The organism is Mesotoga sp. Brook.08.105.5.1 (genome assembly GCF_002752635.1).
Taxonomy (GTDB): domain Bacteria; phylum Thermotogota; class Thermotogae; order Petrotogales; family Kosmotogaceae; genus Mesotoga.
In genome coordinates, this window is record NZ_AYTW01000011.1 from 46,975 (window position 1) to 71,019 (window position 24,045).

Sequence of the window (24,045 nt, forward strand, 5' to 3'; positions counted from 1 at the left end):
TTAGAACTCCGGCTGGTATTCCACGAACCAGTAGTTTTCAAGCTCTTCCAGTGTTCCAGTTGTCTTTACCCACTGAATAAAGGTGTTCAACCACTGAAGTGTTTCAAAGTCTCCGTTTGCAATTGCTACGCCAAAGTCCTCTCTTGTCAGTAGTTCTTCCGTCACATCGAGCTGATCGTATTTCTTTGCCATAAATCTTGCATAAATGGAGTCAAAGATCATTGCGTCGGCCCTTCCGGAAGCGACCTGGAAGGCAGCTTCGTCGATCGTCTCAAACATGAAGATCTGGGCATTGGAGAGGAGTCTGGTTGCTGCTTCTGCGCCCGTCGAACCAAGTTGTACAGCGATCTTGACATCGGGATTGTCCAGGTCTTCCTCGGTGGGTGGAACCGTGTACCTGTTTGTGTTGTAGAGAATTATCTGACCCACTGTCAGATAGGGATCAGAGAAGTTCACTCTCAGAGCCCTTTCCGGAGTTATAGTCATTGCAGACCAGATTATGTCGAATTTGTTTGACATCAGAGCAGGGATTATTCCATCCCAGTTCACAACTACGAATTCCAGTTTCACGCCAAGGATTTCGGCCATCCTCTCGAGGATCTCCACTTCCAAACCGATTCGTTCGCCATCGGGATTGGTTCCATAAAGGGGCATATAACCTGCGTCCTGCCCAACTCTCAGAACACCTCTTTGCCTAACGTCGTCGATCAGACTTCCAAATGCCATTGTCATACAGATCAAAACCGCAAGTACCAGGAACTTCTTCATTCCACACCTCCAATAAAAAAAGACCGGGCCATAAGCCCGGTCTGTTGATTTCCTTAAGAGAGCACGACTAGAAGGTGCCGCCTCCCTCAACCGGGCGCCACAGTCTGTGATGATGAAGCTTGTTTGTCATAAAGAATGAATTCGAACTAACTCTCACACAGATCACCTTCGTAGTGTTTTGATAATTGATAGTATCAACATCTTGTACAGAATGTCAAGTTACGATTTCTGCAAATCTGTTAAGGAATGAACAGCGCCTCTACAGGATTCTCTTTATTTCGCCTATGATTCTCTCTGTCTTCTCTGGATTAATGACGATATCAACAGATCTGGCATCTATCTTGTAGACCGGAGAAAGGTCGTATTCTTCAATCCATTGCGAGTACAACCTGTCGAGCTGCTCCCAGTAAGCTATTGGAACTGCAGTCTCCATCTGTCTTCCTCTCCGCCTTATCCTGGCAAGAATCGTATCGACGTCCGCATCGATATAGACCAGCAAGTCAGGCTTCTTCAAGTACTTTATCATTGAATCGAACATTGTCACATAAGCTGCGAATTCCCTTTGAGACATCTTCCCGGTCTCAAAAAGGTTGCGAGCAAAAATCTCTCTGTCTTCATATATCGAACGATCGAAGACGGTGTTGTCTTTCTCTTCAGCCTGTTTCAGAGAACAGTACCTGTGAAATAGAAAGTATGTTTGGAGATGATATGACCATCTCTTTTGATCGTAATAGAAATCCTCGAGGAAGGGATTGTCGGAAACGGATTCGTAGTGAATACTGAATCCAAGACCTTCTGCAATAGCGCTCGCTATAGTAGACTTACCCGCGCCAACATTCCCGGCCAAAACAATAATCTTGCCCAAGACAACACTCCTCCGCGATGAATGAATATGTCTAAGAAATTCTATCATCAATACACTTGATCGGCTACAAATTGAGATCCATTAGACCTTTCTTTTGCTTTAGTCCTCAGAGCTATTATATTTCTATACAGTGGTCCTAATGCTGATAACGGTCGGGTAATGTTGTATAATTGGTATGTACTTAGGTCGAGTTCGCGCGTTGCAAAGGAGGGATAGAAGTGAAGAAACTGTTGTTATTAGCTGTTGTTCTTGGTCTGGCTATCGCCGTTTTTTCCGAACCACTAATCGTTTGGCCCGATAAGGCTCATGGTAAGCCACTGGTAGCGGGTCTGCACTTTCCCGTCTATGGAGAGGCAAAGCTAGACGTTTTTGGAAACATAACGGGATGGACGGGTCCTAACCTGGGCTTGGGCTGGACATGGAAGACCTATTTTAGTCCACTCGAGCTTCAGAAGATTAATCTCTACTATGAATTTGGAACGAATGTTGTTATCTTCCCATACGTTGGAGTCGGCTTTGATTACGCACTGGTGCTTCAGAACAACCAGACACTTCTGGTCGGAGCAGGTGTTTCTGCTTCACCATTAACCGTTCTGGGCTTTTTCTTCGAGTCACCTTCAGCGATTCTATCGTCTGTCTTGAGTTCGGTGAGACTGAATGTCGCGGTAGTTTTTTGATTGACAGATATGTATAATTGACCCCGAAAGGGGTCTATTTTTTTGAGCGAACATGAGAAGAACGAAGAATCTGAAGAGCTTCAAGTAGAGAATCAACAAGACAGCGAGATCAAAGCCGTGTTGCAGAAATACACGATAGTCGCTGTGATAGTCCTGGCAGTGGTTATTATGCTGCTCTCTTCAAGAGGCCTGGTCGAAGAATTCGACCCCGAGATGGTTTATCCCGCTATAGAAGAGACCGCTATTTTGTTCGTCAACCAACACGTGCTTTCAGGAGAGGTGAAAGTTGACCACTTGGAGTTAGTAGCCGTTGAATACGCGGAAGTTGATTGGGGAGAGTACTCTTACGAGGCACAGATTGAGTTTTCCAGTTCCGGTTCAACTGAAAGTATTTTCACGTCATGGTATTACAGGATCAGGGATGACAATATCGACCTCGCCCGGTACTCATTCGATGGACTGGAGTGGTTTGAACCCTAACTGTTATCATCCTTGCTGTATGCTAAAAATTGCTTCTGGAGAATGAACATACGTTGACTTAATGAGGCCATTAAGTGTAAAATCAGTAAGTAGGATAGGTTCGATATCACTTAAAAGGGGGTAATTTGATGAAAAAAGTCCTTATTCTTGTGGCAGTTCTTCTGGTTGCATCTGTTTTTGTGGCCGCTCCGAAGAACTTCATTCTCGGCCAGGGCCTGTATGGAGATGTAGTGTATGATCTAGCAGGAAACATCACCGGCTACGAGGGAATGGATTTCTATCTATTCCAGTCAAGCACTTACTACGAAAAGCCGATGACACCAAATGAGCTAAACGCTTATACTTTCGATGGGAAGTTCCTATTCTTCATCCCTGTGTTCGGCAGAGGATGGGAATTCATTCTGAGGCCGGTTGATAATATAATTCTCAGTGCAGGACTTAGTTTGCTATACAACTTCCTCCCCGGGCCATATCTATACTTGACCATACTTCTCTGAGCCTTTCAGAGATGAGAAAAGACGGTGTGTATGCACCGTCTTTTTCTTTGATTTGTGCTTATATGTGCTGCAGACTATTCTCATTGTAGGCCGGCTGGTTTCCTGGAAAAAGTCTCCATCAAGCAACCAGTTTAGGTTCTAATCTATTTACTGCAACTGCTTAATACAAGTCAGAGGAGCGCAAGAATACCTGTTCATAACGATGAATTTTCTTAACTAGTATAGAATTGAATCAGACTAGCATTTCCACTATGGACAGATTCTTTTTCGGTGCTATTGAGGAGGATTGTTTTGAGAGAACTTAGAGAAGATGTGAAGTACATAATCGAGAAATCGATCGAAGCCGTTCAACCTGAGAGCTCGGTAAAAAAGGCGATCGAAAAGGCGGGGCTAACCGGTCCGGTATTTCTTCTTGCGATTGGAAAGGCAGCATGGAGAATGGCCAAGGCAGCAAAGGAGAAGCTCGGCGATGAAATCGAACGCGGTGTAGTCATTACTAGATATGGCTACAGTCAAGGAGAAATCGAAGGCATAGAGATATTTGAAGCGGGGCACCCGATTCTAGATAGGAAGACAGTCGAAGCTACCGATCATGCGCTGAAGTTAATTGAATCCGGCAAGCCCGATAAAATCCTCTTTCTTATATCGGGGGGAGGATCGGCACTGTTCGAAAAGCCTGCCGATGGCGTTGCTTTCGAAGATCTTGTGGAGGTTAACAACAAGCTTTTCCGCTCCGGTGCCAGTATCGTCGAGATCAACACAGTAAGAAAACGACTTTCTTCAGTGAAGGGCGGCCGTTTTGCAAGGCTCGTCGCTCCGTCACAGATATATACACTTGTTCTTTCAGACGTTCTTGGCGATCGCTTGGATTCGATAGCGTCCGGGCCGACCTATCCTGACAGCAGTACAAGCGAAGAAGCACTTGCCGTGATCGAGAAGTATGCGCTCAATCTCAGGCCCGAAGTTGTTGAAGCACTGAAGAAGGAGACCCCTGATAGACTTCACAACGTTCAGACCGAGATAATCGGAAGCATCACAAGAGCCTGCGAATCGGCAGCGACATTTGCTAGAGAGCTGGGCTACAACTCTTCAATAGTCACCACCTCACTAGATTGCGAAGCGAGAGATGCCGGAGTCTTCTTGGCCGCAATCGCAAGAGAAGAGCGCTTCAACAGACCTACAAAGAGACCTGCGGCGTTGATACTAGGTGGCGAAACGGTAGTGCATGTTCGGGGAGAAGGTCTCGGAGGCCGTTGTCAGGAGATGACTCTCGCCTTTGCAATCGCAGCAGATGGAATGCAGAACGTAACACTCGCATGTGTAGGTACAGACGGCATTGATGGTCCTACCGATGCGGCTGGAGCAATTGTCGATGGAAACTCTATGAGCAGAATGATCGATGCCGGAATAGATCCGCAACTGTTCCTTCTCGATAACGACTCCTACCACGCTCTGGACAAATCAGGGGATCTATTCAAGACGGGCCCGACGGGCACGAATGTCAACGACCTAATAGTGCTGCTGTGCGAATAGTGTCGATAGATGTAATAATACAAAGAGGGAATTGACCGTTCATCCAATTCCCTCATTTCATAGTATTCTATTTGATTGTCCATCCTACCATTCCCCTTACATAATATCTCTGCAAGAGGACGTAAATGAGAACGGGAACTGTCATGACGAGCAAAGACGCGGCCGAAAGCAGTCCCCAGTCAACATGGTAAACACCTCGCATCAGCGGGATTCGTTGAGTCGCGAGCAGCTTTTCCGGTGAGTAGATAAGGATGAGCGCAAGAAAGAAATCACTCCACACCCAGGTGAACTGCAGAGCAGATGCAGAAGCAATAGCGGGGAATGCGTTAGGGAGAACCACGCGGAAAAATATGCCGAAGTCGCCGGCTCCATCGATTCTTGCGGCCTCTTCCATGTCTGCAGGAAGAGTCTTGAAGTAGTTGCGCATGAAAAAAGTTATCCACGGAATTCCCCACGCAGTATGAAGCAATATGAGTCCAAAGAAGGTGTCCACCAACCCAAGGTTGCTCATGATTCTGAAAATGGGTATGGCTATCATCTGCTGAGGAAGAGCAAGCGTTAGCACCACTGTCAATATGAAGGTCTTTCTCAATGGGAATCCGTACCTCGAGATTCCGTAGCCGGCCAGTGTCGCAAGAAGCAGAGGAGCAATAGTAGCTGGAATCGCTATCATTAGCGAATTTATCATTCCCTTGTATAGAGCCGCTGTCCGGTGATTCAACGCTCCGGAGAAGTTCGAGAGAGTCGCATTGAAGGGCTCGAGCTTCCACCATCCATCGATTACCTCGCTGAAAGGCCTCAAGGCCGTCATAACAACACCCATAAGAGGCAGTATCCAGATTAGAGCAACTATCCAGGCTACAACAGTCTTCACAAGAGTCTCTCGTCTCGTTCTCTTCATTCTGCCTCATCCCCCGCCGACTTCATCATTGGTATCGCCGCTAGAAGAGTCGAACCTGCGATTAGCACTGCAACAACAGCTGACTTTCCAAAATCCCACTCTCTGAAGCCGTAGAGATACATCTGGAGCGCCAAGACGTTAGATGAGCCGCCTGGCCCACCCATCGTTGCAATGTAGACAATATCGAAGACCTTCAGCTCCCATAGAAGCGTCATTGTAAGTACTACAACAGTTATAGGTTTCAGCAGGGGGATAGTGATCTTGAAAAGCATCTTCGCCTTCGAAGCTCCATCTATCTGTGCTGCCTCATAGTATGTGCTTGGGATTGTCTCGAGTCCTGCAGAATAGAGAATCATGGAGAAACCTGTCCATAGCCACACCGAACCGAAGATCAGTGCAAACAAGGCCGTCTCTGGATATGCTGTCCAGGTTTTCGTTTCTAATCCAAGTATCTGAAGAACAAGGTTCACAACGCCCACGTTCTCTTCGAACATGAATCTTATCATTATTCCCCCAACGATCATAGGCATTACCATTCCGAGGAAGATCACGGACTTGACAATCCCTCCACCCTTCACACCTCTCAGAAGAACGGCAAGAAAAAGACCGACGATGGTCGTCAGCGGTAAATGAATGGCTATCCAGAGGATATTGTGGATCAACGAACCATAGGGAAAGCCTCTACTGAATCCTCGCGTATCCAGAATGTCCCTGCTGGAGAAAACCTCAATGTAGTTCGAAAGTGAGATCTTTCCGTCATCGTCCACGAAACTTAGAAAAACCGTATTCAGAGTTGGATACAGAACGAAAACAACCAGGAGGAACAAGGCAGGTAGAATGAAGTACAAGAAGTGTTTTAGCTTAGCCTTTCTTACAGCCAACTATCTCACCTCCGAAAAAAAAGTAGTGGGACCCTCAGGGCCCCACTACAGTTCACGAATTAATTAGGCATCTTCTCGTCAAGATCCATTAGAGCGTCATTGAGTCTTTCTGGGCGGACCCAGATGAGCTTCAGTTGATCCCAGAATGCGGTTTGCCATAGACCACCAATAGAGTCATCAAGATCGTTGAGAGTTTGAACTCCCTCAGTGAGTTTCGCGATTTCCATGTCGACGGCCGGGTAGTTATCCATAGCTACTTCGACCGTTGCTATATGGCCACCCTGTGCGACCTGAATGCTCTGCCCTTTTTCACCGGCAAGGAATTTCACGAGCTCGAGAGCTTCCGCCTTGTTTGTGGCGAATTCTGGAACGAAAGCGTAGTCGATACTGAAAACCATTCCTCGATTCCCCGGGAGGCTGAAAACAGCGAGATCATCGGCATCTTCTACCATTCCGGTTATCCATTGCCCCATGAAGTATAGGCCGTAATCTCCTTTCCACCACTGTTCCAGTATCGTTGTCCACTCAGTTGGTACACTGAAGAATCCTCTCTCGATCAGATAGACTAGCTTGCCCATGGCATTTCGAACGGCATGGCTTCTCCATGATGTATTCCCTTCGATAAGATCCTTCTGAAGTTCCGGCCCACCAAACGTTATCAAGAAGTGCTCTGTGACATCAGAAAGAGGCCATCCTACACCATTACCACTTGCAATGGCATTTTTCACTCCAGGCAACGAGTCGATTTTCTCAAGAAGTGCAACAAACTCCTCCCAGGAAGAAGGGACTTCCAAGTCGTGAGCCTCAAAGAAGGATTTTCTGTACCAGAAACCTGGTTTTACCTTTGCCGTGTAAGCTATTCCATAGACCTTTCCGTCTGCGGTTGTTACGTTGTCAAGTGCGCCCGGAATATAAGCATCTCTGTCAATTACATCGGTAAGCTCCGCTATGTTCTTCGTGTTGTTTGTTATGAAACTAGACCACATGAATATCACATCAGCGGGAGCCTTCCTTGCGGCAAACTGAGCAGGTAAGACATTTGCCAGATCCTCTGCCCTGTAAGTCTGATAAGTGTAATCAATTCCCGTTTCTGCCTTGAATGCCTCCAGGACCGGAATGAAAGCATCCATTTCGGAGCCGGACCAAGGTCCGATTACCGAGACGGTACCTGCAAATAGCGCAGTGGTAAGTACAACAAGAACTGCTACCAAAAGCTTCTTCATCAAAAATACCCCCTTTTTCAATGATCGATGTGCTTTTTAGTCAGCAATTCCCTCAAGACCGCATCCACAAAGAAAACCGGGCGCGAGCTTACATCTAAACCAGAAGGGCATACAACTCTTCGACTGTCCTTAAGAGAAGATTGTTCAACACCTATCAATATTATAGTAAGTTATACGTCTTACTGTACGTAACAGTCTTTCCAAGTTCGCCAGATATTCTTGCTACGAGGAAAGAAGCGGAATCGTATTCAATAAGATCGATCGAGACAAGACGAGAAGAATCATTTTGAGACGTTCGCTGCGCTCACGAGCAGACGAGGGAAAAGTTAGTCACTGCTGAAGTAAGACGCAATGCCGCCTTCGGCGGGACGCAAGGCGCCGAAGAGCATCGGCGGACGCAAGGCTGGCTTCGCCAGGTCGCAATGCCCGGAGAAGCATCCGGGGACGCAAGGCTGGCTTCGCCAGGAAGTGAGGCTCGCTGGCGCGAGGAAGTGATGCCCGGAGGAACGTCCGGGGAAGTGATGCGCCGAAAGATCACCGGCGGACGCAAGGCTGGCTTCGCCAGGAAGTGAGGCTCGCTGGCGCGAGGAAGTGATGCTGGAAAAATCATCCCAGGAAGTGATGCCGCTTTCAGCGGGAGGATTCAGAAGCCAGTCTTTGCTTTGCAGAGGTAAGTTCCGCTTCGTGGGCTAAGAGCCGCTGAACGCTGGAGAGAACCGCTAGACGCCAGAAGTTCGCTGTACGCTTAAGAACAAGGCCCAGCTGAACGCTCTAAAACATGGTTCGCCGTTGACCGTCCAAGAGCGAGGATCCGTTCACCGATAAGACCAATCGAGAAGGAGCATTGTCGAGAGGTTCGCTGCGCTCACGAGAAGACGAGAACTCTCTCCTCTGTCTCTTTCTCTCTCTTCAACTCGTACCTTCCCGCTCTTACTAACCAAGAACAAAGCTACTAGCTCCGGAACGAGGAACTTGGGCGCAACGCGCCGGAACCGATCTTCCGATACTATCGGAGAACGGCGAACCGATAACGGATAACCGTTCCTGCGACTTGCATCTTGGAACTTGCAACAGTTTCAAAGATCGAGATCCTGGCCTGAACATTGTCAGGATGACGTGAAGTAAGAAAAGACAGTCATCCCGTGATGCCTTTGCACGGGATCTCGCCCTGAAGATCCGCTATACGCTTAAGAAGAAGGCCCCGCTGAGCGCTGCTCAAAACAACGTTGTCCGTCAACGGTCCACCGTCCACCGGGAAGAGCGTTTCAAGAGACTTATAGAGTTTCTTGGCTTTTGCTCTACAACACGCAACTTGTCACTTGTAACTGTTTCAAAGATCGAGAATGACGACTGGCTACTCCCTCTACCCTCATTCTATACTCTCTCTACTTTCTCTCTTATGACAATACACGAGGATGACGTGAGAGGCTGTCATTCGAGAGCCTACACTTACGAGCCTGCGCTGGAATCCACTCACTTTCTCATCCCGTAGTGGTTCTGTACTGGATCTAATCTCGACTGTCTTGAGCTGCGTACGATGCGGCGTCGTACGATGTAAGAGGTTTGAGGCTTGAGGTCAGAAAGGCAAGATCTAATTGCACTTCTTACCTCTTACCTCTTGCCTCTTACGTCTTTTTCTTTTTTGCAATCTCGATCTTGCGAATTAGTGCACACCCTCCGCCACTACGTGGCCCTCCTTTCTCAAGGGAGGATTTAAGATATAGATTTTCAAGAGGCTAACACAGCACGTATTGTCAAGGGAGAAGAAGCATCACATGATTTCTCATAAACGCCGCGACTTATCGGTATGATGAATGTAGCAAGGGAGGACTTAGGATCAGGATATCAGCTTACAAACACAGCATTCGTGCAAGAGAGAAGAACCTGCATGTGAGTGACGCTAAAGAGCTGATTAAAATCTACTGATTAGTTTCCTCGGGCGGAAACCTGAGATCAAGATCATCGGGAGTTACATACAGAATTTGCGAAAACATAAGAGCTATCATATGATTGCCGATCTGCTCTCCTGCACATGAACAATGATAAGTAGCATGTAGAGAAGTCAAGTGTGGCCAAAGGTAGTTTCCTTCAACTCACCATGTCGAAGTATAACTTGTATGTGGTAGTCCGACTTACCTGCTCAATCTATCTTCAACACTGCCATCAGGCAGCACAAAATCGGTTGAATAACTAAAGATCTCATCTAGCTGAAACCGCGCACACTCTCTCCAGTTTCTCTCGCAATACATTCTTATCCATTCCCCGTCAATCTTTCCTTCCTCATAAGCTCTAACAACGGGGCACTCGTAATAGTTGCTACAACTTTCTCCTTCCACGAAAGCACCACCTTCCTTTGATCGATAAATATGTTACCACAATTGGGGAATATTGCAATGGCTATTGGTTGCACTTGACGGCTTTTATAATATTCTGTGCATCCGTTATACAATACTTAATGTAAGAAGTAATTTCGGGGGTGATCTAATGAAGAAGAAGTGGATTTTGGTGCTTGTTATGTCTCTAATCATAGTCTTCACTCTCTCCGGGTGTATCTTTCGCCGCTACTCGGTGGTCGTGAGCTGCACACCTTTGATTGAGAGGATTGAAGTCGGAAACAGAGAGAGAGAACTTCCTCATAGTTTTTCGGCCAGAAATGGACAAGTTGTCTCTGTTAAGGCTCCACTAGTTCCGGGCTACGATTTTGAGGGCTGGCTTGTCAACAATGAATTGATGGAAGCAGCACAGATCGAGATCAGTATCGAAGGCAATACGATAATCAAGGCGATCTACAGTCCGAGGCTTGTTCACGAGATTACTTATGGCGGAACCGGAGTGGAACAGGGAATGGGACTCGTTGTAGAGAGTTCGACAGAGATTGTGATTGGCGTTACTTCAAGTTCAACCCAGAGTAATCTGATACTTGGAAACAACGGAAAGAGCGATTTCTGGGTTCCTTCTCTAGAGTATCTGTCTAGCTCTTACGTCATAGAGCCTCAACTCTGTTATGGAGGAAGCGACGAGGAATTCCTTTCAGATGCAGTTAGAATTACGGGCGGTTACGTGGCTGTAGGCTGGACGGAATCAGATGATATTGAATACACTGGAAGCGGCTATCCGTATCATGGCGGTATAGACGGTTACGTAGTAATGATGAAAAACGACGGTTCGTTGAGGTGGCAGACTTACATTGGCGGTAGTGAAGACGATACAATTCATTCCGTGAACACCACTATAGGTGAGAAACTGTTTTTGACGGGTATGACCACTTCCTCTGACTCCAATTTTTCAGGAAGTGGATATCATGGAGGCAAGGATGGCTGGGTCGCGGTTATGAGCTCTTCCGGCGCGCTGATTGCCGATCTGATCAAAGCCTTTGGTGGCACTCAGGATGACGAGCTGCTTTATGGAATGCAGACCAAAGATGGCGGTTACATCGTGTGCGGATACTCGAAATCCTCTGACGGTGATCTTAAGACATTAAGCAGATCTACCGGAGAAGATCTGTGGATCATTAAGCTGGATCCGCAGCTGAATATCATCTGGCAGAAGCTTCTTGGGGGTCAGAACGATGAACGTGCAAACTCAGTGAAAGAGGTAAGCGACGGCTATGTTGTTGCCGGTTTCACCGAATCTTCCGGCGGAGTCATCAGAGACCAAAAAGGCGGCAGAGATCTATGGGTACTGAAGTTCTCGTTCGATGGTGAGCTTGAATGGAGCAGAACTTACGGAGGCAGCGATGATGATGAAGGATTCGACATTATTCAGACTGCCGATGGCGGATACGCTGTCTGCGGCTATACAGATTCTTCCGACGGAGACATAATGCATGAGAATAGAGGAATGCGTGATGTTTGGATCGTGAAGCTCGGAACCGACGGCTACCTAGAGTGGGAAGCCACTTTTGGGGGATCAAAGAACGACACCGCAGCAAAGATAAGAGAAACGGAGAAGCGCGAGCTGATTGTTATTGGAACGACTTCCTCTTCCGATCGAGATATCAAGCGCCAGATCCAGGGTCCTTCAGATGCCTGGCTATTGAGACTCGGTAGATAAGAAGAATCGTCAGGTGATGGCTTGAGGGCTGACAACGTACTTGAAAGCGAGGTAGTCACTCTTCTTGAGCAAGGTGACAACTGTCCTGTATGTCGCTCCATGGAGAAGTCGGTAGACGGGTGGGTGATAGGGGCCTTTTCGAATCTTCTTCATAATGAAAGCGCTCGAAAACAATTAAGAGAGAACGGGTTATGTAGAGAACACCTAAAAAGAATAGTTGAACTGGCAAGAGAGAAATCCGATGTCGGCTCTCTTGCCGTTTCGATTATCTTTCGGGAGCTTCTTGTTGAGCAGCTCCTGTGGCTGGAGGACAGCAAGGGATCGATTTTGAAGAAAAGAAGAAAACCTGTGGATGGAAGCTGCGTACTATGTTCTGTTGCCGCCCAGAGTGAAAAGATATACCTTTCCGCTTTCTGCAAGTTTCTTGACAGAGATGAAGTTCGTAGGTCGTACGAAGAGTCGTCAGCGGTTTTCTGTCTTGGCCACTCTAAGCATCTTGTGGAGAAGGTCTCGCGACAGACGAGAGAATGGCTGATTACTGTTCAGAAAAACAAGTATGGCGAGGTTGCGAAAGAGATAGACGACTTCGTTTCGAAGCACGACTATAGAAATGAATCACCCATTGGACCGGAACGTAATGCATGGGTAAAAGCCTCTAGAATAATAGGAGAGAAGCACTCTACTGAACAATGAATCAAACCACTTTGGCAGTCAACGGTTCACAGGCCTAGGAGAAGGACCGAGAAGACCCTTTGAGTTTGAGATGAAGCTTGGCGCTAAGAGCCGTTATTGGTGATACGTGGTTGGTAGTTGGCCAAGAACAAAGAGCTAAAGTTCCTATCAAGTAAAGAATAGCAAAATCCGGTTTGTCAAAACCAACTCAGTTTGTCGGCCTGACAATTTCCTGGTAACGGTATGCCATGCTCTGGCAATATGACCTTGACCAAGAACGAAGAACAGATCCTCGCTCCCAAGAACAGATCTTTCCTCTTGGACGGTCAACGGATTACGGCTCTACCCTGCGTACAGCCTTCAGCGGTTTTTGTGACCAGCAAAAACTGAGATCGACTCCTGCTCTTTCGCTTCATCCTGGGGCGCAAGCGCCAGCATCGCTTCCGCCGGTGATCTTTCGGCGCATCACTTCCCCGGACGTTCCTACGGGCATCACTTCCTCGCGCCAGCGAGCATCACTTCCTGGCGAAGCCAGCCTTGCGTCCGCCGATGCTCTTCGGCGCCTTGCGTCTAATTTCAGCAGTGACTGACTTTTCACTCGCCTTTTCGTGAGCGAAGCGAACCTCTCGACAAAGCTCCTTCTCGATTGGTCTTATCGGTGAACGGATCCTCTTGGACAGCCAACGGATTACGGCTCTACCCTGCGTACAGCCTTCAGCGGATCTTTGTGACCAGCAAAAACTGAGATCGACTCCTGCTCTTTCGCTTCATGCTGGGGCGCAAGCGCCAGCATCGCTTCCGCCGGTGATCTTTCGGCGCATCACTTCCCCGGACGTTCCTACGGGCATCACTTCCTCGCGCCAGCGAGCGTCACTTCCTGGCGAAGCCAGCCTTGCGTCCGCCGATGTTCTTTCGACGCCTTGCGTCTAATTTCAGCAGTGACTAACTTTTCACTCGCCTTCTCGTGAGCGCAGCGACCGTCTCTATCAGCTCTTTATCGATGCTTCTTATTGGTCTCGCAAGGCAGAAACTGGTCTGTGCGAACAGACAGGCTTCAAAATCGCCTCCTGCCGAAGGCAGCCTTGCGTCCCCGGATGCTCCTCCGGGCATCACTTCCTCGCGCCAGCGAGCATCACTTCCTGGCGAAGCCAGCCTTGCGTCCGCCGATGCTCTTCGGCGCCTTGCGTCTAATTTCAGCAGTGTCTTTTGAGAGGTTCTTCATGGAGCTTTGTAATCGTGGTATGTAACATATGTTACTGATGAAATCCGTTTCAGAGGATACGATGTATTTATAAGACATGGAGGTGAAGAAGTGAGCGAGCTCTTTAACAAAGAAGAATTCCTGAAAGGATTGATAAAGAGACTGCACGAAAATCCGGATAACATCGAGAGCATAAGGGGAGATTTCATGAAAGTTGTGAGGGAATTAACCCCCTTCGAAATCGCACAGGTAGAGCAGAAGCTCGTAGAAGAGGGGATGCCGCCCGAAAGTATACAGCTTATGTGCAACGTTCATCTCGACGTATTTAAGGAGGCGTTGGACGAAGACGATATCAATGTTGAGCCCTGGCATCCTCTCCACATTCTGATAGAAGAGCATAGAGACATCCTTAACAAGTCTAAGGCGCTGCGGGATGTCGCGTCCAAGATCGGCAGAGGGAAGTATGGAGAAGAAGAGGTCAAGCGACTATCTTCGCTGATTGATTATTTTGAACTTGTTGAATCGTATTTCTCTAAAGAAGAGAATGTCCTTTTCCCGTATCTTGAAAGACACGGCCTCGTTCAACCACCTGCGATAATGTGGAAGGAACACGATGAAGTGAGAGAACTGAGGAGGAAATTAGGAAATGCAATCAGGAATCTGAAGGATGTGCAAAGCAATACAAACGAATTGGCAATAGGTATTGCAGAGATCTTTTCAAACCATATCTATAAGGAACACAAGATACTCTTCCCCTCTTCGCTCAAACTGCTTTCCGAGAAAGAGTGGGAGGAAGTCAGAACTCAGTTCGACGAGATTGGATACTTCGCTTTCGAGCCAATGCCTTTTACTCCATCGGCGGTCGAACCTGAAGAGCAGAGTGTCGAAGGCCTTGTGAACCTGGGAAGCGGTTTCTTGAAAGTCGACCAGCTCAGGATACTTCTTAACAACCTTCCATTCGACATTACTTACGTTGACGAAGACGATGTAGTTCGATATTTCAGCGAAGGAAAGGAAAGAATATTCACAAGGACGAGAGCGATAATCGGCAGAAAGGTTCAGAACTGCCATCCTCAGAAGAGTGCCCATATTGTTGAGAAGATTCTTTCTGACTTCAAGAGTGGAACAAGAGACGTTGCTCAATTCTGGCTTAACCTCGAACCTAAAATGGTTCATATAAGATACTTTGCGTTGAGAGACAACGACGGGAAGTACGCGGGTACGCTCGAGGTCACTCAGGAGATATCTGAAATCAGGGCACTTGAAGGCGAGAAGAGGATCTACGATCCTCTGGACTAGCAAAGGCGAAATTCGAAAACCAGGCGCAGATATTGTAGAATAGAGTGTACCTACAGTAATCTTCAATTTTCTTTCGGAGGTAACGCGATGATTCGCAGAGAGATTGGAAATACGGGAGAGAAAGTATCTGCCCTGGGATTCGGTTGTATGAGACTCCCAACGCTCGACGAGCAGTCTATAGATGTTGAGGAAGCTACGAGAATGCTTAGGTTCGCTGTCGACAATGGTGTTGATTATGTCGACACCGCCTGGGGATATCATAATGGCCAGAGCGAACCCTTTGTCGGACAAGCTCTTCAAAATGGCTACAGAGAGAAGGTTAATCTTGCAACCAAACTTCCGAGTTGGTTGATCAAGAGCAGGGAAGACATGGACTACTATCTCAATGAACAGTTGAAGCGTTTGAGAACTGACGTGATCGACTTCTACCTAATACATTCCCTAAACAAGAGATTCTGGAAGAATCTCACCGAACACGATATCTTCGATTTCATGGATTCCTCCCTTTCCAGCGGAAGAATCAAACATATCGGGTTCTCTTTTCACGACACTATAGATGTTTTCAAGGAGATCATCGATTCCTACGATTGGGAGTTTTGTCAGATTCAGTACAACTTCCTGGATACAGAGCATCAGGCGGGCTTTGAAGGCCTGAAATATGCGGCCGGTAAGGGGATAGGAATCGTTGTTATGGAACCTCTTCGTGGAGGGAAGCTCGCATCAAATGTACGGGAGGATATCCTTTCAATTTGGCGGTCTACAGGGATTGAGAGATCGCCTGCCGCCTGGGCGCTTAGATGGGTCTGGAATGATCCTGCCGTTGGTGTTGTGCTCAGCGGGATGTCGAACATGGATCAGGTTAAGGAGAATATCGCAACGGCCAGAGAGGCTCTTCCCGATTCCTTGTCTGCTTCAGAACTTGCTATCGTCGAAAGGGTCAGCGAAGAATACAAAAAGAGTATAAGAGTGAACTGTACCGGCTGCAATTATTGCATGCCATGCCCTAACGGTGTGGCGATTCCAAGTTGTCTGGAGTTCTTCAATGATGCATACATGTTTGACAGCATCGAGGACCACAAGAATGCCTATTTGAGATTAATCAAGGAAGAGAGTAGAGCCTCGAACTGCATCGAGTGTGGACGTTGCGAAGAGCTCTGTCCTCAGGGAATTCCGATAATCGAGAGTCTCAAGGAAGTTGCTGCGCTCTTCGAATAGAGTTTCCGTTAGAAAAGCCATCTGTTTCTTATAGAGCTGCTATTTTCCTTACGGGTGCTATATAATTGTGCCGTATTCATACATCCAATAGAGACCTCTCGGGGAGGTAGTTGTTTATGACTGGAATAATACTTGCTGCTGGTCAGGGAAAGAGAATGAAGTCAAGACTTCCAAAAGTTATTCACAGGATCATCGATAGACCTATGATCAATTGGGTTGCCGCTTCCCTGAGAAGGGCAGGCGTAGACAGGATAGTTGTCGTAACGGGTTTTGAAGCGGATAGAGTAGAAGCTGTCCTCGATGAAGATGTTCTCTCTGTCAGGCAGATCCCTCAGCTCGGCACCGGGCATGCGGTTATGACGGCGGCCGAATACCTCGATGACGAAGAGGTCGTCGTTTTAGCTGGAGACGAACCTTTGGTGAGAGTTTCCACTCTGGAAAAGCTAATTTTGACTAGAAGAAATGGTGATTATGATGTTGTCTTTCTCACTATGAAACCTGCAGATCCCACCGGCTATGGAAGAGTCGTGAAAACCGGAGACAAGATCAGAATAGTTGAACACAGGGACGCCGATCAAGAGACGAGAAAGATAGATGAAGTGAACACGGCAATTTACGCGTTTAAGGGAAGCTTTCTCAGAGATGCAGTTAAAAGATTGTCTAATGACAATGATCAGAAGGAGTACTATCTTACCGATACGGTGGCGATGGCTGAAAGGGCAGATACTATCGTTGTAGAAGATACGGATGAAGTTCTTGGCGTAAACGACAGAATTCAGTTGGCCGAAATAACCAGAATAGCTAAGAAAAGAATAAACGAAGAACACATGAGAAACGGAGTGACGATGGTTGATCCGGAGACGTGTTATATTGGTCCGGACGTTGAAATCGGTATTGACTCGGTAATTGAGCCTATGGTCTTCATAACCGGAAAGACCCGTATCGGCGATAACTGCTTGATAGGTCCGATGACAAGAATTGAGAATGCGATCGTTGAAGACGACGTAGAGATAATTCGCTCCGAAGTAGACTCCGCAGAGATCCGTTCTGGAGCTAGAGTCGGTCCCTTTTCAAGGTTGAGGCCGGGAGCCGTTGTGATGAACAATGCTCATGTAGGTAATTACGTCGAGCTCAAGAAGACGGTTCTCGGGAAAGGGTCGAAGGCCCAGCATTTGACCTATCTAGGCGACACGAATGTAGGAGAGAATGTCAATATTGGCGCAGGTACGATCACCTGTAACTATGACGGAAAGAACAAGTATAAGACGGAGATTTGTAACGGCGCCTTCATAGGCAGCAACACATCTCTGGTCGCCCCGGTGAAGATAGGCGAACGCTCTGTAACCGCTGCCGGCTCAGCTATTACTGAAGATGTTCCACCTGACTCGCTTGCGTTCGGCAGAGCCAGACAAGTCGTGAAAGAAGGAAGATATCCAAAAAATAGAGGGCAGGAGGAGAAAAACTGATGCCGTACCAGACGAACGAGATGAAGGTTTTCGCCGGTTCTGCGAGTCTTCCGCTAGCCGAAAAAATCGCGAAACACCTTGGAGTCAGGCTTGGAGATTGCAGAACAAAGAGGTTCTCCGACGGGGAGATTAATCTGAAGATCGATGAGACGGTTAGAGGTCATGACATCTTCATTATCCAGTCAACCAGTAGTCCGGCCAACGAGAACCTTATGGAACTCCTTATTATGATCGATGCTTTTAGACGTGCTTCGGCCCATTCAATTGCCGCTGTGATTCCTTACTATGGTTACGCACGACAGGACAGAAAGGCGAGGGGCCGAGACCCGATAACAGCAAAACTTGTCGCGAATCTTCTCACAACGTCTGGGGCGGGAAGACTGATAACTATAGACTTGCATGCAGAGCAGATACAGGGTTTTTTCGATATTCCCGTGGACAATCTCTGGTCATTTCCTGCATTTCTGAAGTTCTTCAGTGAAGGTGCGTTTAATAGAGACGAAATGGCAGTGATCTCGCCTGATATCGGCGGAGTCAAACGTGCCAGCAAGTTCGCTGCGAAACTTGGCGTTCCTATGGCGATTCTCGACAAGAGAAGACCGAGGGACAATGAGGCCGAAATGGTTCACATAATCGGCGATGTCGAGGGAAAGACAGCAATAATCTTTGATGATATAATTGACACCGGTCGTTCACTGGTAGAGGCAGCCAAGATGCTAAAATCCAACGGTGCGGGCAAGATATATGCTTGTGCGACTCACGGAGTTTTCTCCGGCGATGCGAAGAACATAATTGCAGACTCGGAGATCGAGAAGGTCTTCATCACAGATACGATATTCCACGACGATCTTCCCGAAAACATATTGATGCTGTCGATTGCACCGCTTCTGGCAGAAGCGTTGACCCGAGTCAGAAAGAATCTGTCGGTGAGTATTTTGTTCAGATAGAGGAGGGAAACAAATGCACGAAATTAATCTCGTTGCTGAACCCCGCAACGGTGAAGTGAAAGCAAAGAACCTGCTTATTGAGGGCAAGATTCCTGGAGTGATTTACGGGGCAGAAATGGAGACTATTTCCATTAGCCTGGATAAGGTTGAGGTTTTGAGAATCATGAAAAGAGTAGCGGAGACATCTTCGATCGTTCTTACTCTGGATGGAAAGGAATACCATGCCTTCCTGAAGGGAGTGCAGAGAGACAAGGTTACTGACTCGGTTATTCATCTCGACTTCTTTGTTCCTTCCAGCGGTCATAAGATGGAGCTCCGTATTCCGATCAGGTTGGTAGGCACACCGATGGGAGTAGAAAAGGGAGGAATAGTTGATCATATCGTCAACGAGCTTCCGGTTTCCGTTCTTCCGAAAGATATCGTGGAAGAGATTGTCGTTGATGTGAGTTCATTAGACGTTGGTCATGTTCTAAGAGTAAAGGATCTGGACATCCCTGAGGGAATAAAGCCCTTGCTTGACGACGAAGATGCAATTATGCTGATAGCGCTTCCAAGAGTTGCAAAGGAAGTTGAAGAAGAGGAAGCAGAAGAGCTTGAGGAAGGCGTTGAGCCCGAAGTAATCAACAAGGGAAAGAAAGAAGAGGGAAAAGAGGAATAAAGAGTGTTTCTCTTTGTTGGACTGGGAAATCCTGGCCCACGTTATGCGCTCACGAGACATAACGTGGGTTTTCTATTCGTTGATCAAATGATCAAACAAGGGCTTAGAAAGACTATTCAGAAGAGACTCTACGATGCTTATCTTCTTGAGGGGCAGACGAAGGTATATGTAGCGAAACCTCTCACCTTCATGAACCTAAGCGGTGTCGCTGTAAGATTACTCATGAAGGATATCAACTTCAGCGAAGGCGACGCGTTGACTCTTGTGTATGACGATGTGTGGATTCCTCTTGGAAGAATAAGAATTAGAGAGAACGGCTCAGATGGCGGCCACAACGGCGTGAAGTCTGTCATTTCGGAAATTGGGACAAAGGAATTCCCGAGAATCAGAATCGGTGTTGGGCCGCTTCCGGAACATGGAGACATGGTCGACTATGTTCTCGGGAAATTCAGCGATGAAGAGTACGCCAAAGCCAGCAAGGCTGTAGATCTTGCGGTTTCTGCTGCGAAAGACTTGATCGCTGGCGACATACGAAAAGCAATGTCGTACTACAATGGCTTGGAAGCTACTTGACATTAGCAGACACATCATAACCCACATCATCTTTTCTTGAGTTCGATCATCTCATTCCTTAGTTCCAGAATCAGTCATCATTACCAAATTGACTCGATTTAATGCACGTCTGCGTACTTGATCTTTAGTCCCCGCTTGGGCATCGAGGAGTATGCTCTTGCGAGAATAGACACTGACCGGTTCCGTATGAACCGCTGAACGCCTTGAGGAAACGTCCTCCGTAAGCCGTCCAAGAGCGAGGATCCGTTCACCGATAAGACCAATGGAGAAAGAGCATTGTCGAGAGGTTCGCTGCGCTCACGAGAAGGCGAGAGAAAAGTTAGTAACTGCTGAAATTAGACGCAAGGCGCCGAGGAACACCGGCGGACGCAAGGCTGGCTTCGCCAGGTCGCAATGCCCGGAGAAGCATCCGGGGACGCAATGCTGCCTTCGGCAGGAGGGGAGGCCGACTTCGTCGGGAAGTGAGGCTCGCTGGCGCGAGGAAGTGATGCTGGAAAAATCATCCCAGGAAGTGATGCCGCTTTCAGCGGGAGGATTCAGAAGCCAGTGTTTGCTTTGCAGAGGTAAGTTCCGCTTCGTGGGCTAAGAGCCGCTGTATGCTGGAGAGAACCGCTGTACGCCAGAAGTTCGCTGTACGCTTAAGAACAAGGACCCGATGAACGCTCTAAAACATGGTTCGCCGTTGACCGTTCATCATGAACCCGTTCACCGATAAGACCAATGGAGAAAGAGCATTGTCGAGAGGTTCGCTGCGCTCACGAGAAGGCGAGAACTCTCTCCTCTGTCCCTTTCTCTCTCTTCAACTCGTACCTTCCCGCTCTTACTAACCAAGAACAAAGCTCCTAGCTCCGGAACGAGGAACTTGGGCGCAACGCGCCGGAACCGATCTTCCGATACTATCGGAGAACGGCGAACCGATAACGGATAACCGTTTCTTATTCAACTCGCAACTTGTCTCTTGCAACTGTTTCAAAGATCGAGATCCTGGCCTGAACATTGCCAGGATGACGTGAAGTAAGAAAAGACTGTCATCCCCTAGATCCCGCCCTGAAGATCCGCTATACGCTTAAGAACAAGGACCCGATGAGCGCTGGAAAGAACCGCTTGTAAAAAAACGCTGATCGCTGTGGAGAACCGTCCTTCGTGACTCGTCCCAGATCATGGACCCGTCCTTCGCTGAGACCCAAGCCCAGATCCTTAACAGGAGCACTTCAGGATGACGTGAAGGACTGTCATCCCGATATGAAACTGATCGGGATCTCGAATGTAAGAACCGCTGCACGCTTAAGAACGAGAACCCGCTGAGCGCTGATGAACACTACGTTTAAGGTCAACGGTCCGCCGTCCACCGAGAAGAGCTTTTCAAGAGACTTATAGAGTTTATGACTTTTGCTCTACAAGTCGCTACTTGTACTTGAATTGTTTCAAAGAACGAATAGCCTTCCCTGGAATCCACTCACTTTCTCATCCCGTAGTGGTTCTGTTCGGGATCTAATCTCGACCGTCTTGAGCTGCGTCGTCGTCTTCTTACCTCTTACCTCTTGCCTCTTACGTCTTTTTTTTGCGATCTCGATCTTGCGAATTAGTGCACACCCTCCGCCACTTCGTGGCCCTCCTCCTTCAAGGAGGAAATTATACCTAGATAATCAGGATTTAGCTACAGCGTATTTGCTCAAGGGAGAAGAAGCGTCATATGATCTCTTATTATCACCCTGATTTATCGGTAAAGATAAATGTAGCAGGGGAGGATTTAAGATCAGATTCATCAAGAGCCAAACACAGCGTATCTTTCTTGGGAGAAGGAATATCATATCACTTCTCATCAACTCGCTAACTTAAGGGCATGATGAGTTAGAACATGGTCAGATCCTCTGCTTGTTTTTCTTCAGGCTGTGCATCTCATCTCTCAATATGGCTGCGTCTTCAAACCTGAGCTCTCCAGCGGCCCTAATCATCTCCTCGTTCAGAAGAGCGACGTAATCATCGTAATCAAGAGACTCCTTTAGAGCCAGAACACCCTCCAGATAAGTTGCCCTTGCCTTTTCTTCTCTCTCTTTATTCAGATCCTCACCGGCGAACTCTTCAAAGATGTTTTTATAGAGGGGTTTCACTATGCTTTCGGGAGTGATGTTATTCTCTTTGTTGTACACAAGCTGCTTGAGTCTTCTTCTGTTTGTTTCATCTATCGCCCTCTTCATTGAACCGGTGATCGTATCGGCATAAAGAATTACCTGACCGTTCACATTCCTCGCCGCTCTTCCGATGGTCTGAATCAGAGTTGTCTCGGAACGGAGGAAGCCTTCCTTATCTGCATCCATTATCGCGACCAGGGAGACTTCGGGAAGATCGAGTCCTTCCCTCAACAGGTTGACACCTACCACGACCTCTACTGTGCCATCTCGAAGCTTTCTTAAGACCTCGACCCGCTCAATCGCGTCAAGCTCGGAGTGAAGATACTCCGCTCTTATACCGACTTCATTGAGATAGTCTGAAAGCATTTCGGCAGCCTTCTTAGTCAGAACCGTGACCAGAGCTCGTTCACTTCTCTTCTTGACGGTTCTCATCCTCTCGATAAAGTCATCTACCTGACTCTCGGTTGGATGCACAATGACTTCGGGATCTATTAGTCCCGTCGGCCTGATAACCTGATCGACGACTCTGGTAGAGTGTTCGGCCTCGAAATTACCCGGCGTCGCAGAGACAAAGATTATCTGTCCTACAGTCTTGAGGAACTCCTCGAACCTTAGAGGTCTGTTGTCGAAGGCCGCAGGTAATCTGAAGCCGTAGTCGACAAGGTTCTTCTTTCTTGAATAGTCTCCCCTGTACATTGCTCCAAGCTGGGGGACCCCGATATGCGACTCGTCTATGAATGTTATGAACTTCTCCTTATCAAAGTAGTCGAGCAGAGTGTACGGTTTCTCTCCCGGATGACGGCCGTCGAAGAAGCGGGAGTAGTTTTCTATTCCAGAGCAGTATCCAACACTTGAAAGCATCTCCATGTCGTAAGTGGTTCGCTGTCGAAGCCTTTGCGACTCTAGATACTTTCCCTCTCTTTCGAGATGTTTCACTCTCTCCTCAAGCTCTTCTTCTATGTTTCGCATCGCGCCGAGAATCTTCTCCTGAGTCGTGACGAATTCCTTGGCAGGGTAGATGGTGACCATATCCAGCTCTTCGATTGTCTTTCTGTTTATAGGATCGAATGACACGATTCTCTCAATTTCATCATCGAAGAAGTACAACCGAATTCCGTGATCCTCATAAGGAGGAAAGACTTCAAATATCTCTCCCTTCACGTGAAATACGCCCCCTGCAGAGATATCCTCCGAACGGTTATACTGAATGCCTGCGAGCTTCAGGGCAAGCTCCCTTCTGTTGACCGTCTCTCCGCGCTCCAGATGAATGTTCATACTGGCGAAATCTCTCGGATCTCCGCTTGCATAGATCGCAGAAACACTTGCGAGTACGACTGTATCGTTCCTCGTCAGGACGGATTTCAGAGCGGAAATCCTCATCCTCTCCAGTGTTTCGTTTATCTGAGCTTCCTTTTCGATATACAGATCCTTCGATGGAATGTACGATTCAGGCATGTAATAATCGTAGTAACTTATGAAGAGCTCTACTTTATTCTTCGGAAAGAAGGTCTTGAACTCTCTGTATAGCTGTGCCACAAGGGTCTTGTTAGGCGAAATCACTATGGCCGGTCTCTGAAGTGCGGTTATTACGTTCGCCATGGTGAAAGTCTTTCCCGAACCCGTTACCCCTAGAAGGGTCTGGAATCTATCTCCACTCTCAAGTCCTTCGATCAACTTCTCTATAGCCTGCGGTTGGTCTCCCTGAGGATTGTAAGAAGAATCAAGTTCGAAGAGCACCAGATCAACTCCTTTCGATGCTAACTGGTAAACAATTCTACACCATGCGAAGAACAGTTTTCAATGGCCCGCTCTTCTTCGCGTGCATCGATAGAAACAGTCTCACTTACTGGAAACTCTTTCGGGAGAGTAGAGAGGTTAGCAGGAGAAGGTTATTCGTCAAAATGAAGGCCGCGGTTCATTTGAATGATAGGTTTCGTTCGGGTTTCTCTCGATCTTGCAGAACCGCCGGAAGGTGAGCACTAACTCTCTACCCTCTTTCACGGA

Annotated in this window: 20 protein-coding genes; 12 read left to right on the forward strand and 8 right to left on the reverse strand. The window is 47.6% G+C overall.

The genetic code is table 11. The features are described 5' to 3' along the window. Positions 1-768: a transporter substrate-binding domain-containing protein gene (locus V512_RS05170; RefSeq protein WP_099829395.1), complete on the reverse strand. Its 768-nt coding sequence runs from the start codon at positions 766-768 to the stop codon at positions 1-3. Between the two features lie 259 nt (positions 769-1,027). Then, on the reverse strand, positions 1,028-1,633 hold the full coding sequence (locus V512_RS05175) for a deoxynucleoside kinase (RefSeq protein ID WP_099829396.1): 606 nt from the start codon (positions 1,631-1,633) through the stop codon (positions 1,028-1,030). Between the two features lie 218 nt (positions 1,634-1,851). On the opposite strand from V512_RS05175, the gene V512_RS05180 reads away from it, so the two are divergent. The 4 genes from V512_RS05180 (at position 1,852) to V512_RS05195 (ending at position 4,820) form a co-directional block, all read left to right on the forward strand. Further along, positions 1,852-2,310 (forward strand): hypothetical protein, encoded by a 459-nt coding sequence (locus tag V512_RS05180; protein WP_099829397.1) that lies wholly within the window; start codon positions 1,852-1,854, stop codon positions 2,308-2,310. A 42-nt stretch (positions 2,311-2,352) separates the two neighbouring features. Next, the gene (locus V512_RS05185) at positions 2,353-2,790 is read left to right on the forward strand and encodes a hypothetical protein (protein ID WP_099829398.1); all 438 of its coding nucleotides are present in this window, start codon (positions 2,353-2,355) and stop codon (positions 2,788-2,790) included. Between the two features lie 128 nt (positions 2,791-2,918). Next, on the forward strand, positions 2,919-3,287 hold the full coding sequence (locus V512_RS05190) for a hypothetical protein (protein ID WP_099829399.1): 369 nt from the start codon (positions 2,919-2,921) through the stop codon (positions 3,285-3,287). A gap of 291 nt (positions 3,288-3,578) precedes the next feature. After that, positions 3,579-4,820, forward strand: a complete 1,242-nt coding sequence (locus V512_RS05195) for a glycerate kinase (RefSeq protein WP_099829400.1) — start codon at positions 3,579-3,581, stop codon at positions 4,818-4,820. Between the two features lie 67 nt (positions 4,821-4,887). Here the strand turns inward: V512_RS05195 and V512_RS05200 are convergent, their stop codons facing one another. The 4 genes from V512_RS05200 to V512_RS05215 all read right to left on the reverse strand — a co-directional run bounded on the left by V512_RS05200 (position 4,888) and on the right by V512_RS05215 (position 10,161). After that, positions 4,888-5,721, reverse strand: coding sequence for a carbohydrate ABC transporter permease (locus tag V512_RS05200; RefSeq protein ID WP_099829401.1), 834 nt, complete (start codon positions 5,719-5,721; stop codon positions 4,888-4,890). Continuing rightward, positions 5,718-6,602 carry a sugar ABC transporter permease gene (locus V512_RS05205; protein ID WP_099829402.1) on the reverse strand — a complete coding sequence of 295 codons (885 nt, stop codon included), beginning with the start codon at positions 6,600-6,602 and terminating at the stop codon, positions 5,718-5,720. Before V512_RS05205 ends, V512_RS05200 begins: the two co-directional genes overlap by 4 nt. A gap of 59 nt (positions 6,603-6,661) precedes the next feature. Further along, the gene (locus V512_RS05210; protein WP_099829403.1) at positions 6,662-7,825 is read right to left on the reverse strand and encodes an extracellular solute-binding protein; all 1,164 of its coding nucleotides are present in this window, start codon (positions 7,823-7,825) and stop codon (positions 6,662-6,664) included. Between the two features lie 2,132 nt (positions 7,826-9,957). Continuing rightward, positions 9,958-10,161: a hypothetical protein gene (locus tag V512_RS05215; RefSeq protein WP_099829404.1), complete on the reverse strand. Its 204-nt coding sequence runs from the start codon at positions 10,159-10,161 to the stop codon at positions 9,958-9,960. Positions 10,162-10,309: 148 nt separating this feature from the next. Here V512_RS05215 and V512_RS05220 point away from each other — a divergent pair, with 148 nt between their 5' ends. Next, complete coding sequence (locus V512_RS05220; RefSeq protein ID WP_099829405.1) at positions 10,310-11,878, forward strand: hypothetical protein; 1,569 nt, start codon at positions 10,310-10,312, stop codon at positions 11,876-11,878. A gap of 21 nt (positions 11,879-11,899) precedes the next feature. After that, on the forward strand, positions 11,900-12,571 hold the full coding sequence (locus tag V512_RS05225; protein ID WP_099829406.1) for a DUF6062 family protein: 672 nt from the start codon (positions 11,900-11,902) through the stop codon (positions 12,569-12,571). Positions 12,572-13,492: 921 nt separating this feature from the next. Here V512_RS05225 and V512_RS14560 read toward each other — a convergent pair. Further along, a complete protein-coding gene (locus tag V512_RS14560) occupies positions 13,493-13,660 on the reverse strand; it encodes a hypothetical protein (protein WP_165775345.1) in 168 nt (55 codons plus the stop codon). Positions 13,661-13,862: 202 nt separating this feature from the next. Here V512_RS14560 and V512_RS05235 point away from each other — a divergent pair, with 202 nt between their 5' ends. The 6 genes from V512_RS05235 (at position 13,863) to pth (ending at position 19,909) form a co-directional block, all read left to right on the forward strand. Beyond that, the gene (locus V512_RS05235; RefSeq protein ID WP_099829408.1) at positions 13,863-15,050 is read left to right on the forward strand and encodes a DUF438 domain-containing protein; all 1,188 of its coding nucleotides are present in this window, start codon (positions 13,863-13,865) and stop codon (positions 15,048-15,050) included. Positions 15,051-15,137: 87 nt separating this feature from the next. Next, entirely contained in the window at positions 15,138-16,265 is a 1,128-nt protein-coding gene (locus V512_RS05240; protein WP_099829409.1) for an aldo/keto reductase, read from the forward strand. Between the two features lie 116 nt (positions 16,266-16,381). Then, the gene (gene glmU, locus V512_RS05245) at positions 16,382-17,731 is read left to right on the forward strand and encodes a bifunctional UDP-N-acetylglucosamine diphosphorylase/glucosamine-1-phosphate N-acetyltransferase GlmU (RefSeq protein WP_099829410.1); all 1,350 of its coding nucleotides are present in this window, start codon (positions 16,382-16,384) and stop codon (positions 17,729-17,731) included. Further along, positions 17,731-18,678 carry a ribose-phosphate pyrophosphokinase gene (locus V512_RS05250; RefSeq protein WP_099829411.1) on the forward strand — a complete coding sequence of 316 codons (948 nt, stop codon included), beginning with the start codon at positions 17,731-17,733 and terminating at the stop codon, positions 18,676-18,678. The genes glmU and V512_RS05250 overlap by 1 nt, the downstream gene beginning before the upstream one ends. 13 nt (positions 18,679-18,691) lie before the next feature. Next, positions 18,692-19,336 carry a 50S ribosomal protein L25 gene (locus tag V512_RS05255; protein ID WP_099829412.1) on the forward strand — a complete coding sequence of 215 codons (645 nt, stop codon included), beginning with the start codon at positions 18,692-18,694 and terminating at the stop codon, positions 19,334-19,336. A 3-nt stretch (positions 19,337-19,339) separates the two neighbouring features. Then, positions 19,340-19,909, forward strand: a complete 570-nt coding sequence (gene pth / locus V512_RS05260; RefSeq protein WP_099829413.1) for an aminoacyl-tRNA hydrolase — start codon at positions 19,340-19,342, stop codon at positions 19,907-19,909. Positions 19,910-21,771: 1,862 nt separating this feature from the next. On the opposite strand, the gene uvrB is transcribed toward pth, so the two are convergent. Next, complete coding sequence (uvrB, locus tag V512_RS05265) at positions 21,772-23,778, reverse strand: excinuclease ABC subunit UvrB (RefSeq protein ID WP_099829414.1); 2,007 nt, start codon at positions 23,776-23,778, stop codon at positions 21,772-21,774. Positions 23,779-24,045 lie beyond the last annotated feature (267 nt).